Source organism: Megasphaera sueciensis, from assembly GCF_050219315.1.
Classification (GTDB): Bacteria; Bacillota; Negativicutes; order Veillonellales; family Megasphaeraceae; genus Megasphaera_A; species Megasphaera_A sueciensis.
Genome location: NZ_CP116939.1, coordinates 495,933 through 514,317 on the forward strand (window position 1 = coordinate 495,933; position 18,385 = coordinate 514,317).

Annotated in this window: 13 protein-coding genes; 12 read left to right on the top strand and 1 reads right to left on the bottom strand. The window is 39.7% G+C overall.

Going from position 1 to position 18,385, the window contains the following annotated elements; genetic code table 11:
• Positions 1–51 precede the first annotated feature (51 nt).
• Complete coding sequence (tadA, locus tag NXG62_RS02495) at positions 52–504, bottom strand: tRNA adenosine(34) deaminase TadA (protein ID WP_427113425.1); 453 nt, start codon at positions 502–504, stop codon at positions 52–54.
• Between the two features lie 112 nt (positions 505–616).
• Here tadA and NXG62_RS02500 point away from each other — a divergent pair, with 112 nt between their 5' ends.
• The 12 genes from NXG62_RS02500 to malQ all read left to right on the top strand — a co-directional run bounded on the left by NXG62_RS02500 (position 617) and on the right by malQ (position 18,379).
• A complete protein-coding gene (locus NXG62_RS02500; protein WP_427113426.1) occupies positions 617–1,276 on the top strand; it encodes a trimeric intracellular cation channel family protein in 660 nt (219 codons plus the stop codon).
• A gap of 54 nt (positions 1,277–1,330) precedes the next feature.
• Positions 1,331–3,157, top strand: a complete 1,827-nt coding sequence (locus NXG62_RS02505; RefSeq protein WP_427113427.1) for a DUF4127 family protein — start codon at positions 1,331–1,333, stop codon at positions 3,155–3,157.
• Between the two features lie 191 nt (positions 3,158–3,348).
• Positions 3,349–4,365, top strand: coding sequence for an endolytic transglycosylase MltG (gene mltG / locus NXG62_RS02510; protein WP_427113428.1), 1,017 nt, complete (start codon positions 3,349–3,351; stop codon positions 4,363–4,365).
• Positions 4,362–4,991: an O-methyltransferase gene (locus NXG62_RS02515; RefSeq protein ID WP_427113429.1), complete on the top strand. Its 630-nt coding sequence runs from the start codon at positions 4,362–4,364 to the stop codon at positions 4,989–4,991. Before mltG ends, NXG62_RS02515 begins: the two co-directional genes overlap by 4 nt.
• Complete coding sequence (locus tag NXG62_RS02520; protein ID WP_091647946.1) at positions 4,966–6,186, top strand: peptidase U32 family protein; 1,221 nt, start codon at positions 4,966–4,968, stop codon at positions 6,184–6,186. Before NXG62_RS02515 ends, NXG62_RS02520 begins: the two co-directional genes overlap by 26 nt.
• A complete protein-coding gene (locus tag NXG62_RS02525) occupies positions 6,183–6,410 on the top strand; it encodes a DUF4911 domain-containing protein (protein WP_091647787.1) in 228 nt (75 codons plus the stop codon). The genes NXG62_RS02520 and NXG62_RS02525 overlap by 4 nt, the downstream gene beginning before the upstream one ends.
• Before the next feature lie 310 nt (positions 6,411–6,720).
• The gene (locus NXG62_RS02530; protein WP_091647785.1) at positions 6,721–7,887 is read left to right on the top strand and encodes a glucose-1-phosphate adenylyltransferase; all 1,167 of its coding nucleotides are present in this window, start codon (positions 6,721–6,723) and stop codon (positions 7,885–7,887) included.
• Positions 7,884–8,996: a glucose-1-phosphate adenylyltransferase subunit GlgD gene (gene glgD / locus NXG62_RS02535; protein ID WP_427113430.1), complete on the top strand. Its 1,113-nt coding sequence runs from the start codon at positions 7,884–7,886 to the stop codon at positions 8,994–8,996. The genes NXG62_RS02530 and glgD overlap by 4 nt, the downstream gene beginning before the upstream one ends.
• 19 nt (positions 8,997–9,015) lie before the next feature.
• Positions 9,016–11,454, top strand: a complete 2,439-nt coding sequence (locus tag NXG62_RS02540; protein ID WP_427113431.1) for a glycogen/starch/alpha-glucan phosphorylase — start codon at positions 9,016–9,018, stop codon at positions 11,452–11,454.
• Positions 11,455–11,471: 17 nt separating this feature from the next.
• Positions 11,472–13,394, top strand: a complete 1,923-nt coding sequence (glgB, locus tag NXG62_RS02545; protein WP_427113432.1) for a 1,4-alpha-glucan branching protein GlgB — start codon at positions 11,472–11,474, stop codon at positions 13,392–13,394.
• Positions 13,395–13,469: 75 nt separating this feature from the next.
• Entirely contained in the window at positions 13,470–14,912 is a 1,443-nt protein-coding gene (gene glgA / locus NXG62_RS02550; protein WP_427113433.1) for a glycogen synthase GlgA, read from the top strand.
• A gap of 68 nt (positions 14,913–14,980) precedes the next feature.
• Entirely contained in the window at positions 14,981–18,379 is a 3,399-nt protein-coding gene (gene malQ, locus NXG62_RS02555) for a 4-alpha-glucanotransferase (protein ID WP_427113434.1), read from the top strand.
• The last annotated feature ends 6 nt before the right edge of the window (positions 18,380–18,385 follow it).

Below are 18,385 nucleotides of genomic sequence, written 5' to 3' on the forward strand. Positions count from 1 at the left end.
CCCTTACATTTTAAATCCTTGTAAGCGGTAGCCGCAATCTTTATCTTTATGTTATTGCCTTCTTTGTCTAAAAAAATCTTTCATCAGCCGGCTGCATTCTTCTGTTCGTATTCCGGAAGTAACGTCTGTCTGATGATTTAAACTGGGATTATTTACTATACAAAATAGTGAACGGACAGCTCCGCCTTTAGGATCATCACAGCCATATACCAGACGATCCAGGCGACTATTGACAATAGCACCGGCACACATGGGACATGGTTCTACTGTGACATATAACGTGCATCCGGAAAGACGCCAGCGGGATAATGCCCGGCAGGCTTTTTCTATAGCTAATAATTCGGCATGTGCGGTAGCACAGGGCAGCGTTTCGCGTAAATTATAGGCAGAAGCAATAACTCTTTTTTCAAACACAATAATGGCCCCAATTGGAATTTCTCCTACGGCATAGGCGATTTTTGCTTCACGTAATGCTTTTCCCATGTAGAACTCATCCTTCGTCATGATTTTCTCCTTTATATAACGCACATATTGATAACCAGAAAGGTTGGTTATTATGGGCATTTTATGATATGATACATACTGATAGTATAATTTTACAGGATGGTGGATGGTAATGCAATCATTATGGTGGCAATTATTTGATATATTAGGAACGACGGCATTTGCTTTATCGGGGACAATGGTTGCCGTATCGAGAAGAATGGATATTTTTGGCGTATTTGTTCTTGCAGCAGCAACTGCAGTTGGCGGCGGCATACTTCGTGATATTATTATTGGCAATATTCCTCCGGCAGCGCTGCGAGATGATTTGTATTTATGGATTGTTATTATAACGATTGCCGTAACGTGTGCCATTATTCGATATATTACTATGCGGCGTGACTTGATGGACCGCTTCAAAAATGTATATTTAATGTCCGATGCCATAGGACTGGGGTCTTTTACTGTTACGGGGACGATGCTGGGGTGTAGTTATTATCCCAATATGTGGGTTTTAGCTGTTACTCTTGGCGTTGTTACCGCTATTGGCGGCGGAGTTATTCGTGATGTCTTGGCAGGACAAGTGCCGATTATTTTTTTACAGGATGTTTATGCCTCGGCCTCTTTGATCGGTTCATGCATGTTGTATATTACGTTTATTATACTGGGAATTCCTGCTGAAATATCTTGCATTATAGGATTTAGCATCACGTTAATATTACGTGTTTTAGCTATTCATTTTCATTGGAATCTTCCTCGTGTCCGCCGTAAACGAAGAGATGATATTTTGTAATTGTCATTGGTTTTTGCTATAATTAATACAATATTTTAGTTTGAGGTGATTTAGTTGAAATTGCTACATAAAGTAATACGTTTTGCTGTATTTGCAATGATATTGTGTACTGGACCAGCGGCATTAGCAAAAACCATTTTATATGTGCCGCAGGATAACCGACCCGTTGATCTTGCATATACCGTCAGCACAGCACAGGATGCCGGATATACAATTATTACACCGCCGCAGAAATATTTGTCGGGCAGTAATTTTAAGGGATCTCCGGAACAGCTTTTGCAGTGGGTTGATGCTCATGCCGGGGAAGCCGATGCTATGGTGCTTTCTGTAGATTCTCTTGTTTATGGGGGATTGGTAGATTCCCGTAAGCATAATATGGATATGGCAACGTTAGTCAGGCGGATAAATGAAATTGAAAAAATTAAAAATAATCACAGCCATATTCCTATCTATGCTTTTAGTACTGTTATGCGCAGCCCTTGGGCCGGTGGACAGGGGGTAGAACCTGATTATTATTTGACGTATGGAAATGATATTTATGAATTATCGGCACTGCAGTCAAAAATGGACGAAGAAGGGCTGAACCCGCAGGAACGAACAGACTGGTTCAATATTGTACAACGTGTACCCATGGAATATCTGCAGGATTGGTACAATCGGCGTCGTAAAAATATGATGGTAAATCATATACTGATTCAGTGTGCCAAAAAAGGCATTTTTACATATTTTTGTCTGGGTCATGATGATAATTCTACTCATACACAATCCGCTTTGGAAGCAAAATACCTTGAAACGGAAAGCAAGGGAGTTTCTAATAACGTATATGGATCTTTTCCGGGGGCTGATCAGCTTGGATTGCTGCTTATCACGCGAGCAAGTAATGATTTTAACAATTATCATCCTAAAATTACCGTTATTTATCCTCTTGGCGGGGGTGCCAGGACCGTTCCAAGTTATGACGGGCAGGAAATTGGCAAGACAATTAAAGCGCACATTGAAGCTGTAGGCGGAGTTATTACCGATAAAGAACGTCCTGATTTACTGCTGGCAGTTAATACGCCGTTGACAACGCAGACTTCAGAGTCAGCTAATTTTGAAAACTTTCCGATTATGCTTGATTCTACGAAGGTATTTCTGGGACAAATCGAAAAAGCAATACAGGCGGGTATCCCGGTGAGTATAGTTGATATGGCTTTTTCTAATGGATCAGATAATACATTGGTTTATGGGTTATATATGGATAAAATTATGTATAGTTTAGCTGCCTATAATGGTTGGAATACGGCTAGTAATTCTGTGGGATACGGAGTTTCACAGGGAATTTTATCTAAATATATGACGGCTGATGCACACCAGCGTATGTTGACAACCCAATATCTTGATAATTGGGCATATCAAGCGAATGTCCGTGATTATATTACACGCATGCAGGAAAAAATCAAAAAAAATGAAGAGCCTCAATACTTTTCTACGATCAATGCAGAATTGCAGAGCCGCACCAAAGAACAATTGCAGCGATATGCAAAAGATTATCTTGGTGTTGATCCACGGACGATTCAAGTTACGTTGCCGTGGAATCGACTTTTTGAAGTCTATGTCGATGTTCGTGCCTTTCCGGATATTCCATTGGAATCACGAATACGGGAACAAATGCGTCAAGCGGAGAATGATCGAATCAAAGCGCAGGAGGATGGTGCAAAAGCAGCATTATCAGCGGCAAAACAATCTTCAAACAGTCAAAATACGGTGACAGCTCAAGCGGCTGTACAACAGTCTGCTGAAGCAGATGCAGATGAACAGCAGTCTGATTTACAATCACAGCAGATAGATCAGCGAGAAGAGTTGGCGCAACAGCAACGTATTTGGAGTCCGTCCAAGTAAATTTTGATAAAAAGGGGATAACGCCGACAAAGACTGTTTTTGTCGGCATTATTTTATTTTGATGAAATAGTATTGCCTATTCATAGTATTTTAAATATGAATATTTGCCACATACAATAATTTTACAGTATAATAGATACATTATGGATAAAAAAAATAATACACAAGAAGTTAATACAAGTGGATCAATCATGAAAAACCATACCTGGAATAAAAAACAAATTACCGTAACCTTAGTTTGCTGTTTTATTATTTTGGGAGTGGTCAGTGCAGAGGCAGCTTATTATGCACCTATTTCATTTTTAAAACCGGCAGAAGCGTATATAGAAGTTCACGATACGATGACTGCCGGTGAGATTGCCGCAGAATTACAAAAAAAAGGGATTATTTCCAATACGTGGTGGTTTCGGGCAGTGGCAACTTTAACGGGAACAGCCAATACAATGAAACAAGGAGAATATCTGGTCAACAACCGCATGAGCCTGCATGATTTAATGGCAAAATTGGTAAGCGGTAAATCAGAAGCGGAACGCATTGTGATTCCTGAAGGATATACGGTTCGTCGCATTGCCCAAGTGCTCGATCAAAAAGGATTGGTGAAAGAGGCTGATTTTTTGTCGGCAGCGGCAGATACGAAAAACTTATACCCTTATATGTATGGAAATCGTGTAGTTACGTTTCCGTCAGAAGGTTTTTTATTTCCTGATACATATTTTATCCCGCGAGGGGCAACGGCAGATCAGATAGTAAAAATGATGCTGGATAATTTTGATAAGCATCTTACAGAAAATATGAGGGAAAGCGCAGACCAGCACAATATGTCAATTTATCAGTTTGTTACATTAGCCTCCATGGTAGAAAAAGAGGCACAATATGAAGAAGACCAGCCGATTATTGCCGCGGTATTTCTTAAACGGTTGAAAATCAATATGCCGCTGCAGTCTGATGCCAGCCTTTCTTATTCTTTAGGATCTCATAAATCAGCCTATAGTATAGAAGAGACGAAAATTGATTCTCCGTATAATACATATTTATATACAGGACTTCCTCCGGGACCGATTGGCAATCCCGGGGTAAACTGCTTGAAGGCTGTTGCCGAAGTGAAAGATACGGAATATTTGTTTTTTGTAGCAGACGCTAAGGGGCATAATCATTTTTCCCGGACCTATGAAGAACATATGCAGAATGTGAAGGAGTATATGCCGTGAAGGAGTTATTTGAAGAAATGAAAAAATATGCAGCAGCGCAGATGATTCCTATTTTACGTGATACGGAAGTAACTCTATTTTGCAGATTAATAGCGGAAGCGGCTCCGAAGCGTGTTTTGGAAATCGGAACGGCTATTGGGTATTCTACATTGCAGATGGTTCCGCTGCTGCCTGAAAACGGATCGATTGTTACCATTGAGATTGACAAGGAGCGCGCGTATAAAGCACGAGAATACATTGCACGAGCACATTGCGAAGATCGTGTTACACAATTGATCGGAGATGCCGCCGTTCTTTTAAATGATTTAAAAGGTCCGTGGGACTTAGTTTTTTTGGATGGGCCTAAAGGGCAGTATTCACGACAGCTTGTGAAATTAATTCCCGAACTGTCGCCGCGGGCAGTTATTATTGCTGATAATATTTTATATCATGGAATGGTACGCATCAAGGGAACGATACCTCATAAACATCGTACGATTGTTATGCGGCTTCGAGAATATTTACGAATGGTAACTCAGGATAAAAGATTTGAGACGACTTTTTATGAAAACGGAGACGGAATGACCGTTTCCTATTGGAAAGGATACGAGTATGCAGAAAATGGAATTATTGGCACCTGCCGGTAATATGGATAAAATGAAAATGGCATTGCTTTATGGTGCCGATGCTGTTTATTTAGGCGGGAAAGCTTTTGGATTGCGTGCCTATAGCGGCAATTTTACAGATGAAGAACTAAGAGAGGCTGTTTCTTTTGCACATTCCTTGAAAAAGAAAGTGCATGTAACCGTTAATATTTTTCCTCATAATGATGATTTTAAAGGCTTGCCGGAATATTTGGAATATCTGGACAGCATAGGGGTAGATGCTATCTTAGTGGCAGATCCGGGTGTGTTTTATCTGGCCAGAAAAATTGTTCCCCGGATGCCGGTTCATATCAGTACGCAAGCGAATACAACAAACTGGATATCGGCTAAATTCTGGCAGGAAGCCGGTGCCAAACGTGTGGTTATGGCAAGAGAAGTTAGTCTTGCCGATATAAAAGTTATTCACGAAAAAGTTCCGGTTGAATTGGAAGGGTTTGTACATGGTGCTATGTGTATTTCTTATTCCGGACGTTGTTTATTGAGTAATTATTTTACACAAAACAGAGATTCTAACCGTGGCCAATGTGTGCAAGCCTGCCGCTGGAAATATAATATTGTTGAAGAAACCCGGCCTGGTCAATATTTTCCTGTTACGGAAGATGATAGGGGAACCTATATTTTTAATTCGAAAGATTTGTGTCTGCTTCCTTATTTGCCTGCATTATATGAGGCAGGCTTATGTAGTCTGAAAATAGAAGGACGTATGAAAAGTGTACATTATGTTGCTACTGTAGTAAAAGTTTATCGGGAAGCTTTGGATGCATTTGAACGAGATCCTGAACATTTTTCTGTAAAACAGGAATGGCTGGATGAATTGGAGAAGATTTCTCACCGACCATATACGAAAGGGTTTTCTGTATCTCGTCCAACGGAAGCCGATCAAGTATACAGCCACTCCAGTAATACACAGACACATGAATTTATCGGTCTTGTTACTTCCTATGACAAAGAAAAAAAAATCGTATATTTGGAACAGCGCAATAATTTTAAAGTTGGCGATACCGTTGAGTTTTTACAACCTCGAGGGAAAAATGTGCATCATATTATTACAAAAATGATTGATGAAAAGAACGCGATTATTACTGTAGCGCCTCATCCGCAGATGAAGGTGGGTATTTATATTGATACGCCGCTGCAGCCGTATTCTATGATGCGCCGAAAGGTGGCAGAGTCATGAATCACGATTGGGTTTATTTCCGTATAAAACCAGAAAATATGACGTTTGTAACACGTATTATAGAAGGCTGCGAATACTTGGGAGTGGTTACCGCATTAGATGGCAAAAAAGGAATTGGATTTGTAAGAACTGTTATCGATACAAAAGAATTGACGAAAGAAATACTGATGTCGCTGCCTTTTAGAGTAGAACTTCTTGATGTAAATCAACTTAAAATAATATAAGCACTATTATGCAACATAAATGCAATATAAAAAAAGATACCAGATTTTTATACTATTTTTCGGTATCTTTTTTTTATTTTATTATTTGCTGCTCCTATATAGATTATCACTGGTATTATCGCATTTTTACCGTTATTAGTGTATAATAAATATAGAGATAAATCACGTTATAACGTAATTTTTAAATAATATATCAGGGAAAGAATACCGAAAAGTCAGAAGGGAAGAATGGAAATATCAAATATTGCAGTTGATAATTAAAAATATGTGTATCAAGTCGGTATGTCTTTCGGAATCAGGAGGCAATTCTATGAGAAAATCTAATTGTTTAGCCATGATACTTGCCGGAGGAAAAGGAAGCCGTTTGGGGGTTCTTACTAAAAACCAAGCCAAACCAGGACTGCTGTTTGGCGGAAAGTACCGCATTATTGACTTTACATTGAGTAATTGCCGTCATTCCGGCATTGATACAGTCGGCATTTTAACTCAATATCAACCGTTGGCACTGAATTGGTATGTAGGAAACGGAAGTTCTTGGGATCTTGATTCTGACCGTGGAGGAACTTTTGTGCTACCGCCTTATATGACAGATGACGGAACCAATTGGTATCATGGAACGGCTGACGCTATTTATCAAAATATGAATTTTGTGGATATGATTGGTTCCGATTATGTTCTTGTATTATCAGGCGATCATATTTATTCCATGGACTATTCGAAAATGCTGGCATTTCATAAAAAACATCATGCAGGTGTTACTATTGGCACGATTCGTGTCCCATGGAGCGATGCCAGCCGTTTTGGTATTATGACGACTGACGATAACATGAAAATACGTAAGTTTCAGGAGAAGCCGATACATCCGGAAAGCAATCTTGCTTCTATGGGAATTTATATTTTTAATCGAAAACTCCTGAAAACATATTTAATGGCGGATGCAAAGGAAATACATTCAGAACATGATTTTGGAAAGAATGTTATTCCTGCGATGCTGTCACAAAATCTGCCGCTGTATGCATATCCTTTTGAAGGATATTGGAAAGATGTAGGTACCATTGAAAGCTTGTGGCAGGCGAATATGGATTTATTAGCCGATGATCCACCTCTTGATCTGAATAATTCTGATTGGCGTATTTATTCCGGCAGTCAATCGCTGCCACCTCATGTCATTGGACCGCATGGCAGTGCCAGAAGCTCTCTTGTAGGGGAGGGATCTCAAATTTTAGGTACGGTGATACGTTCGGTTGTTTTTTACGGTGTTACTATTGAAGAAGGTGCAAAGGTGACTAATTCCGTTTTAATGCCGGGGACAAGTATTGAAAAAAATGCAGTAGTAGATAAAGCTATTATTGGCGAAAGATGTATTATTCAAAGTAATGCAGTTGTTCATAATGACGATGGTACCGTAATGGTTGTCGGTAACGATGAAAAGATAAAAGCGAGTGAGGGACAGATACAAGGAGACGTGATAGCATGAGCAGCCAAATCATTGGATTGATAAATCTCCAGGAAGATAATCCGCTGCGCGAATTGAATGAAAGACGTCCATTAGCTACTATGCCGTTTGGCGGAAAATTTCGCCTTATTGATTTTACTTTATCCAATATGGTAAACGCTGGTATCGGGGATATAGGAATTCTTCTTTCTGCAGAATCGCGTTCTGTATTAGACCACATACGTTCTGCTAAGGATTGGAATCTGGCCCGCAAGGGAGATGGCTTATTTTACTTGCCGCTGGAAGCACAAGATATTATTCATCCTATGGAGGGGGATGTTCGTACATATTATCATAATTTATCGTTTGTAGAGCGGGCGGTACAACCTTATATCCTGATTACGCGCAGTGACTATGTACAAAATATAGACTATGAAAAGGTTCTTCATTTCCATCGTCGGCATAATGCCGATGTGACTGTAATTTATCACCACCCGGCAACAGATATAACTGGCAATTTTTATATACTTGATACAGATGATAAAGACCGTATTACGGAGATAACTCCTAAAACGCATGTGAAAAGCGGTGAAAATGTCTATATGCGCGGAATCTTGATTGATTGTGAAATATTTAATCGATCTGTCCGTCTGGCATATGCCAAAGGGTATAAATTCATATTGACGGATATTTTAAAAAGAAACATTGACCGGCTGCGCGTTTTCGGTTTTAATTATCAAGGCTATACGGCTTGTATTCATTCCGTTCCTGCGTATTTTAATGCGAATATGGAATTACTGGATGTAAAAAAATGGCGCAGTCTCTTTCTTGATGGAGAAAGGCGGATATATACAAAAATAAAAGATGAAGCTCCGGCCAAATATATGGAGGAATCCGCTGTAAATAACTCACTGGTAGCGAATGGCTGTATTATTGAAGGCCGGGTAGAAAACAGCATTCTTTTTCGCAAAGTCCGTGTGGGAAAAAATGCGGTCATACGTAACAGTATCATTATGCAGCACTCTGCCGTTGGTGATGATGCACAGCTAAACTATGTTATTTGTGACAAAAATGCAATTATTCAGTCAGAAGCTGTGCTGACGGGGACAAAACAAATGCCTTTATGTATTGGAAAATATTCGGTTATCTGATGTAAAGAGAGGTATGCGCATGAAGAAATGGAAAGATAAAGAAGAATTCAAAAAAATATTTATTCGTAAATCTCATGTAGCATGGGAAAAAGATGTGCGCGACCTTATACCAAACGAAGTATATCAGACCGTTGCATTTATGATTCGTGATTTAATAAGTGAAGATTGGATTAAAACCAATAAGATGTATGTAGAAAAGAAAGTTAAACAAGTATATTATTTTTCGATTGAATTTTTATTGGGAAGATTACTGCAGTCAAATTTGATTGGTGTTGATATGGAAACAGTTTGCCGCGAAGGATTGCATGATTTGGGTTGGGATTTGGATGCTATTATACCGGAAGAACGAGATCCGGGATTGGGGAATGGAGGATTAGGCCGTCTTGCAGCGTGTTTTGCAGATTCTTTGGCAGCTCTTCGTTTGCCCGGTCATGGATGTAGTATCCGCTATCAATATGGGTTGTTTAATCAACGTATTGTGGATGGACAACAAGTTGAACTTCCGGATAATTGGCTGGTAGATGGCTATCCGTGGGAAGTGAAGAAAGTAGATAAGGCGGTCAATGTATGTTTTAGCGGCAATGCGTATATGCGTCCTGACGGTGAGGGAAACTTGGAATGCGTATACGAAAATTATCACTCTGTCCGTGCTGTGCCGTATGATGTGCCTATGGTTGGCTATCATAATGATACCGTCAATACATTGCGGTTATGGCGTGCCGAATATACCCGAGAAGATGTATATCGTGTCTTGGCCAAAGGAAATCGACATGAGGCATTTCGCTATAAAGATAATGTACAGCTTATTTCTCGCTTTTTGTATCCGGAAGACAGTACGGAAGAAGGCCGCAGGTTACGGCTTATGCAGGAGTACTTTATGGTCTCTGCCGGCGTCCAAAGTATAGTCCGGCATTTTAAGCAGAAGATAAGCCCTAATATTAAAGTATTTGGGCACTATGTGGCCATTCATATCAATGATACGCATCCCGCTTTGGTTATACCTGAATTAATGCGGATTTTTATGGACGAAGAAGGGCTGCCGTGGGAAACGGCATGGGATATTACCACGGAAGTTGTAGCCTATACCAATCATACTATTTTGCCGGAAGCAATGGAGCGCTGGTCCATTCCCCTGTTTAAAGAATTACTGCCGCGCATCTATTTAATCATAGAAGAATTAAACAAGCGATGGCTGCAGCAGGTACGGAATAAAAATCCCGGCGATGAGGCAAAAGCGCGTGAAGTGGCTATCCTTTGGGATAATCAGGTTCATATGGCTCATCTTGCCGTATTGGGAAGTCATAGTATTAATGGGGTGGCGGAAATTCACTCGCAAATATTGAAGGAATCTACGTTGCATGCATTCTATAGCTGCTTTCCCGAACGTTTCAATAATAAGACAAACGGAGTGTCTCATCGGCGATGGTTGATTCAGTCCAATCCACAGCTGGCACAGCTTATCGATTCAGCTATCGGAAATACATGGCGTAAACATCCCGAACATATGATAAATCTAGCAGCATATGCATCAGATGCTGCTTTTCTGGAACAATTGGATCAAGTAAAAAGAACACGCAAAAATATACTTGCATCCTATATCAGAACGGAATATGGACAGCAAATTGATACAGAGTCTGTATTTGATATACAAATTAAACGATTCCATCTGTATAAGCGTCAACTGTTGAATATTCTCCATATTCTCAATCTGTATTATGCATTAAAAGAGAATCCGAACATGGATATCGTTCCGCGCACATATTTATTTGGCGGAAAAGCTGCGGCAGGGTATGGCGAAGCAAAAATGACGATTAAACTCATTAATGTAGTTAGTAAAATGATTAATGGGGATCATAGTTTGGAGGGAAAATTAAAAGTACTGTTTTTAGAAAATTATAATGTTTCTTTAGCTCAACTTTTATTTCCGGCAGCCGATGTAAGCGAACAAATTTCTACGGCCGGTAAAGAAGCTTCCGGAACCGGCAATATGAAGTTTATGATGAATGGAGCTATTACATTAGGGACTATGGATGGCGCTAACGTAGAAATTCATCATGAAGTAGGTGACGATAACTGTGTTATTTTTGGACTGCGGGCCGATGAAGTGATGAAGTATTATGTTCACGGCGGATATTCATCTTGGGATTTATATCGTACAAATGAGCACATTCGCATGCTTTTGACACATTTAGTAGATGGTTCGTTGGGAAACGGCAATTATGCTTTCCAAATGTTATATGATTCTCTTTTGGATCGAAATGATGAATATTTTGTGCTGAAAGATTTTGATTCGTATTGCGAGGCACAGAAAAATATCGGCTGCCGTTATCAAAATCACTATAAATGGCTTCAGTCTAGTGCCGTAAATATAGCACATTCGGGATTTTTTTCCAGTGATCGGACGATTCGGCAATATGCACGTGATATTTGGCATATTAAACCTGTTGAAAGTACGTAGGTTTTGGAGGGGACATTATGAAATTAAGTGCAATCGATGACTACAGTACATTTTTATATCACCAGGGTACAAATTACAGCAGCTACCGTTTATTCGGTGCACATTTCACGTCTTATAAGCGCAAATCCTGTGTTCGTTTTGCCGTATGGGCACCTCATGCACAGCAGGTGAGTGTTGTCGGTGATTTTAATAATTGGGATGACCGGATGGATAGGATGGCAGCTTCTTCCTATGGAAATGGCATCTGGGTTGCTTATATTGAAGGATTGCAGGAAGGCGATATATATAAATATGCCATTACAACATCTTCGGGAGATGTGATCCTTAAAAGTGATCCGTATGCCTTTGCGTCAGAACTGCGTCCGGGAACGGCTTCAAAATTGACGAAACTTCACTACCATTGGAAAGACAAAAATTGGCAGCGGGATTGCCAAAACTATGACTCTTACAAAAATCCCATGCTTATCTATGAAATGCATCTTGGATCTTGGCGCCGTAACGCGGCAGGCGATGTATTGACATATCGTGAAATAGCACAGCAGGTAGTCGCGTATGTAAAAGATATGAACTATACTCACATTGAACTCATGCCCTTGTGTGAATATCCTTTTGACGGATCTTGGGGATATCAGATTACCGGTTATTTTTCAGTAACAAGCCGGTACGGCAATCCTGAAGATTTTATGTATTTTGTCGATTTATGTCACCGCAATCATATCGGGGTTATTTTGGATTGGGTTCCCGGACATTACTGTCGTGATGCGCAGGGACTTCGCTTCTTTGATGGACAACCGGTGTATGAATCGGAAAATGAATTATTAGCGGAAAATCAAGAATGGGATACGATGAATTTTGATTACGGTCGTACGGAAGTGCAAAGTTTCCTTATATCGAATGCACTTTTCTGGCTTACGCAATTTCACCTTGATGGCTTGCGTATTGATGCTGTTGCTAACATGCTGTATCTTGATTACGGCCATGGTGCCGGTCCCTGGCAGTCTAATGCCTATGGCGGGCGCGAAAATCTTGATGCCATTGATTTTTTGCATAAGTTAAATACCGCTGTTTTTGCGGCGATACCACAGACACTGATGATAGCGGAAGAATCATCTGCATGGCCTCTTGTCACGAAACCGGTCGATGTGGGCGGTCTGGGATTTAACTATAAATGGAATATGGGCTGGATGAACGATATGTTAAAATATATGTCTCTGGATCCCATATATCGAAAGGAAAATCATAATTTGGTTACGTTTTCCTTATGTTATGCTTTTTCAGAAAATTTCATTTTACCCTTATCACACGATGAAGTTGTTCATGGAAAACGTTCTTTATTAAATAAAATGCCGGGAGATTATTGGCAGAAATTTGCTGGGTTACGAGCTTTTTATGCCTACTGGATGGCTCACCCAGGGAAAAAACTGCTCTTTATGGGATGTGATTTTGGACAATTTATTGAATGGAAATATAATGATAGTTTAGATTGGCATTTATTAGAATATCCGATGCACCATGCGCTGCATGATTATGTGAGAGAACTCAATGCATATTATCTGGAACATCAGGAGTTCTGGCAGGAAGACTGTGAATGGTCCGGCTTTTCGTGGATTAGCTGCGATGATTGTAATAATAGCGTGATTGCCTTTTATCGCAGGGGCAGGGAAAATAATCTGATGACTGTTGTCCTCTGTAATTTTACACCCATTGTTCGTCATTCCTATCGAGTGGGTGTTCCGGAAAAAGGGGTATATGCAGAAGTGTTTAATAGTGACGCGGAACGGTTTGGGGGTTCTGATGTATGTAACACAGATGCTTTTGTCAGTGAAGACATTCCTATGCATGGGCAAAATCAATCTATGGTGTTGACATTACCGCCATTAGCTGTTATATACCTAAAGATGCAGTCGGAAATAACTGATAATGGAACAGAAAAAATATAAAGAATAATGTGATAGTACATACAATAATTCTTTAAAATTTCAATCATAGAAAATTTTTGAAAAGAGGTGTTACCTATGATTAAAGTTTTATTTGTTGCTTCTGAAGCAGTGCCATTTGTTAAAACCGGCGGGTTAGCAGATGTTATGGGCGCATTGCCAAACGTATTGGCATCTAAGGGAATGGATGTTCGTCTGGTGATTCCTAAATATAGCCAAATTCCCGATTCTTACAACGATGAAATGCAGGAAGTGTACCATGGTGTTGTAAATTTAGCTTGGCGTCAATTATATTATGGCGTTGAAAAAATTGAAAAGAGTGGAATGACCGTTTATTTTATTGATAATGAACAATATTTTAAACGAGATCGTTTGTATGGTTTTGATGATGATGCAGAACGGTTTGCGTATTATAGCCGGGCAGTTTTGGCAATGCTGCCAAAAATCGGATTTCAGCCGGATATCATTCACTGTAATGATTGGCATACAGGCCTTATCGGTGTTTTTCTAAAAGAAGACTTTTATCGAGATTCTTATTATAAAAATATGAAAGTTGTTTATACGATCCATAATTTAAAATATCAAGGGATATTTTCTCCATCTGTAGTAGAGGATATAATGGGGTTGCCGCGAAAACTTTTTGATAACGGAAATCTTGAATGTGACGGATGTGTTAATTATATGAAAGCCGGTATGGTGTACGCTGATCATATTACTACCGTGAGTCAGACATACGCACAAGAAATTGCATACCCTTATTTTGGCGAAAAGTTGGATAGCTATATTCGCCTGTGTAAGCATAGACTGACCGGGATTATCAATGGGCTTGATGAAACAATATATAATCCGGCAAAAGATCCGTTTATTCCTTTTACCTATACCAAAAGCAACGTGTTCAGCCGTAAAGCTGCTAATAAAGAATCTTTGCAGGAACGTCTGGGACTTCCCGTCAATCGTAATATTCCTATGCTTGCTATTGTATCCCGTCTTATTGAAGATAAGGGGATGGATTTAATAATGCGTATTATGGATGAATTGATGATGGAAGAGGTACAGCTCATTATTTTAGGTACTGGCGATTGGCCGTATGAGGAGGGGTTTCGTCATTTAGCCCAGCATAATCCGACAAAAGTTTCGGCAAATATTCTTTTTGATGAAGGATTAGCTCATTGTGTATATGCAGCGGCAGATTTATTTATCATGCCCTCACGATATGAACCTTGTGGACTGAGTCAACTTATTGCTTTGAAATATGGAACTATTCCTGTTGTCAGAGAAACAGGAGGATTAAAAGATACGATTATTCCTTTTGACAAATATACGAATACAGGAAACGGATTAAATTTTCAAAATTTTAATGCCCATGAATTATTGTTTACAGTGAAACGAGCGTTAAGTTATTATGCCGATTCTCATTTATGGAAGTATCTCGTTCATAATGCGATGACAAGCAAATACGGCTGGCGTAAGTCGGCTGATAGATACGAAGAATTGTATATTAATATGTTAGATAGAGGATGAAATGGATTGATACCCCTTGACCAAATTACACATATGGTAGGGGTATTTTAGAAAAAGGAGTTCTGAACATGGAGCCATATTTATATCATGATTCACGGAATCCGGTATATAAATCAATATTTGGTGCTGTCCGTGCAGGTAAAAAACTTATATTACGGATTTCTGCCAATATAAAAAATGAAAATACCTGTTGTATTACGTTGCGTACTTGGAAAAGCAATGAAGGAGAATATAAAATCCCCATGGCAGAAAAAGGCGGATTTTATGAAGCGGAAATCACCATGCCTGAAGAAGGCACGCTTTTATGGTATTATTTTATTGTCCGATATCAAGGAAACACAGTATATTATGGTAATAATAAACACCAACTTGGCGGGGTAGGTGCTGTGTATACACAAGAGCCGCCATCATACCAAATTACTGTTTATGACAAGGGTATTCATACACCGGATTGGTTTAAAAATGCGATTGTATATCAAATATTTCCTGATCGGTTTTGCCGGAGTCAATCACAGACTGCAAAACTTTTTGGCAAAAAAGGAGCTGTCATACACAGTGACTGGAATGATATACCGCATTATTGCAAGGATAATCAAGGAAATGTTTTGCAATATGATTTTTTTGGCGGCAACTTGGCGGGAATCAAGGAAAAATTAGATTATCTCAAGATGCTGCATGTAACAGCTGTATACTTAAATCCTATTTTTGAAAGCAGCAGTAATCATCGATATGACACGGCAGATTATTATCATATTGACCCTATGTTGGGAACAAATGAAGAATTTTCCCAATTGTGTGCAGACGCTGAAAAAAAAGGCATACATATTATTTTGGATGGTGTATTCAACCATACAGGGGAAGATAGTATATATTTTAATAAATTTGGACATTATCCTGAAATAGGAGCGTATCAATCGAAACAATCACCGTATTACAATTGGTATAAATTCACCGATTATCCTGACGAATATGAATCGTGGTGGGGTGTAAAAGATCTTCCCAATGTAGATGAAATGACACCTTCCTATTTGAACTTCATTATTAATAATAAAGATAGTGTTCTTCACTATTGGTTGCAGCAAGGAATCAGCGGCTGGCGTCTTGATGTTATCGATGAACTTCCAGAAACTTTTTTGCGAAAATTTTATCATACACTGAAAAAAGAAAATCCCCAGGCTGTTCTGGTCGGTGAAGTGTGGGAAGATGCGTCGAATAAAATAAGCTATGGAGAACAACGGGAATATCTTTGCGGCAAGGATATGGACAGTGCCATGAATTATGCTTTGCGTGCGATTATGATAGATTTTATTTTGGAACATAAAGATGGCCGACGTACGGCAGAAGAAGTATATCATCAGATGGAAAATTATCCGCAGGAAAATTTTTATGCTATGTTGAATCTTCTCGGCAGTCATGATGTAAAGCGGATTTTATCCATTCTCGGCACAGGTGGAGAAACAGATGTGTTGACAGTTTCGGAAAAATCAGAAGCCCGGCTTAAAATTCTTTGTACATGGCAGATGACGATGCCTGGCGCACCTTGCATTTATTATGGGGACGAAGCAGGCGTACTAGGCGATGTCGATCCCGATAATCGCAGAACCTATCCCTGGGGGAATGAAAACAATCGTATCTTAGAGTGGTATGTACAGCTGACTGCATTGCGGTGTCATAATGACGCCTTACGGACTGGGCGGTTTATTCCTCTCTACGGGAATGGCGATATTTATGCATATGCCCGCAGTATTGAAGGAGGAACTGACGTATTTGGGAAAAAAGCAGAAGATGGTTTTTTTATTATCGTCATGAATCGGAATACCACTGCAATACGATCTATCAGCATTTATACAGATGGATTGGCTTATGGTAATTTGTATGATGCTTTTGAACCCAACAGAGCACCTATCTGCACAGTGAACAGTCGTTTTACGGTAACCTTGCCTCCCCTTGGAATCACTGTGCTGAAAGGAATTGATGAAGCGAAACAAAAAAGGGCTGGAATCTTATGTCATCCCACTTCTTTTCCTTCCGACTATGGTATGGGGGATTTAGGAAACGGAGCAATGCAGTTTATTGATTTTCTCTATCAAGCAGGTCAGAAAGTATGGCAAATTTTACCGCTTACACTGCCGGGAGAAGGGAATTCACCCTATGTATCTATGTCTGCTTTTGCCGGAAATGAACGATTGATTTCATTGGATAAGCTGGTAGATTGGGGATGGTTGAAAGAAAAGCGTTTTTTGGAATTTAAACGGCAAATATTGCAGGCCCATACATACGAAGAAAAATGGCAGTGCAAAAAGATGTGTTTATGGGATATGTCACATGATCCTGATTTAGTAATTCCTTGGAATGATTTTGCGGCATTCTGTCAAGATAATGCGGATTGGCTTGAGGAGTATGCTTTGTTTTCGGCAATCCATGATTTTTATCAAGGAAATTCATGGATCCAATGGCCGGATGATATACGAAACCATGATGCCGCAGCTATTGCGCACTATAAAAAAGAATTATCGGGCACCCTATCCCATAATAAATTTATGCAATATATTTTTCATATACAATGGCAGGAAGTACGGCAATATGCCGCAAGCAAAGATATTGCAATTTTAGGTGACATACCAATTTTTGTTGCGCATGACAGTGTGGACTGCTGGGCTCATCAAACTTTCTTCGATTTGGATGAACAGGGGTGTTTGCGTCACGTAGCAGGAGTTCCTCCCGATTATTTTTCTGCCGATGGACAAGTTTGGGGAAATCCATTGTATCGGTGGGATACTATAGCTGCGGATCATTACGAATGGTGGATCAAGAGATTTCAACGTATGGCAGCTATGGTGGATGAAATACGTATTGATCATTTTCGTGGATTTGCATCTTGCTGGGCAATTCCTGCCGGAGCGCACACTGCCAGAGACGGAAAATGGAATCCCGGTCCCGGGATTGACCTGTTTCGAGCCATATACAAAAAAATTCCTAACATCCAATTAATAGCCGAAGACTTAGGATTTATAACGGATGATGTTTGTGAATTAAAGAATAAACTGGGTATTCCGGGGATGAAAATTTTACAGTTCCATATGAAATATCGATCCGATGGACGGTATAGTTTTGATACGGAACCTAATTGCGTTGCTTATACAGGTACACATGACAATAATACGTTGCTCGGATGGTATACAGAAGAACTGGATAGATATCAGCAGGAACAGATGAAAAATTCTTTGGGATTAGAGGAAAATGCTTCGGCAGAAGAAATTGTATGGTCTTTTGTGTCGTATGTGTACAGCCGGCGAGCGAAAACCATTATAGTTCCCCTGCAAGATGTATTGTGCCTGCCGTCAGCCTGCCGCATGAATCGTCCCGGTATCAGTCATGGACAATGGTTATGGCAGGTAAAAAAAGAACAACTCACAGGGGAATTAGCACAGAGACTTGCATTCTTGTGCAAACAGCACGGGAGATGAGAAGAT

Bases quoted from the DNA above. Each gene is read 5' to 3' on its own strand.
- tadA (WP_427113425.1), bottom strand. From the start codon at position 504: ATGACGAAGGATGAGTTCTACATGGGAAAAGCATTACGTGAAGCAAAA.
- NXG62_RS02500 (WP_427113426.1), top strand. From the start codon at position 617: ATGCAATCATTATGGTGGCAATTATTTGATATATTAGGAACGACGGCA.
- mltG (WP_427113428.1), top strand. From the start codon at position 3,349: ATGAAAAACCATACCTGGAATAAAAAACAAATTACCGTAACCTTAGTT.
- NXG62_RS02520 (WP_091647946.1), top strand. From the start codon at position 4,966: ATGGAATTATTGGCACCTGCCGGTAATATGGATAAAATGAAAATGGCA.
- NXG62_RS02525 (WP_091647787.1), top strand. From the start codon at position 6,183: ATGAATCACGATTGGGTTTATTTCCGTATAAAACCAGAAAATATGACG.
- NXG62_RS02530 (WP_091647785.1), top strand. From the start codon at position 6,721: ATGAGAAAATCTAATTGTTTAGCCATGATACTTGCCGGAGGAAAAGGA.
- glgD (WP_427113430.1), top strand. From the start codon at position 7,884: ATGAGCAGCCAAATCATTGGATTGATAAATCTCCAGGAAGATAATCCG.
- NXG62_RS02540 (WP_427113431.1), top strand. From the start codon at position 9,016: ATGAAGAAATGGAAAGATAAAGAAGAATTCAAAAAAATATTTATTCGT.
- glgB (WP_427113432.1), top strand. From the start codon at position 11,472: ATGAAATTAAGTGCAATCGATGACTACAGTACATTTTTATATCACCAG.
- glgA (WP_427113433.1), top strand. From the start codon at position 13,470: ATGATTAAAGTTTTATTTGTTGCTTCTGAAGCAGTGCCATTTGTTAAA.
- malQ (WP_427113434.1), top strand. From the start codon at position 14,981: ATGGAGCCATATTTATATCATGATTCACGGAATCCGGTATATAAATCA.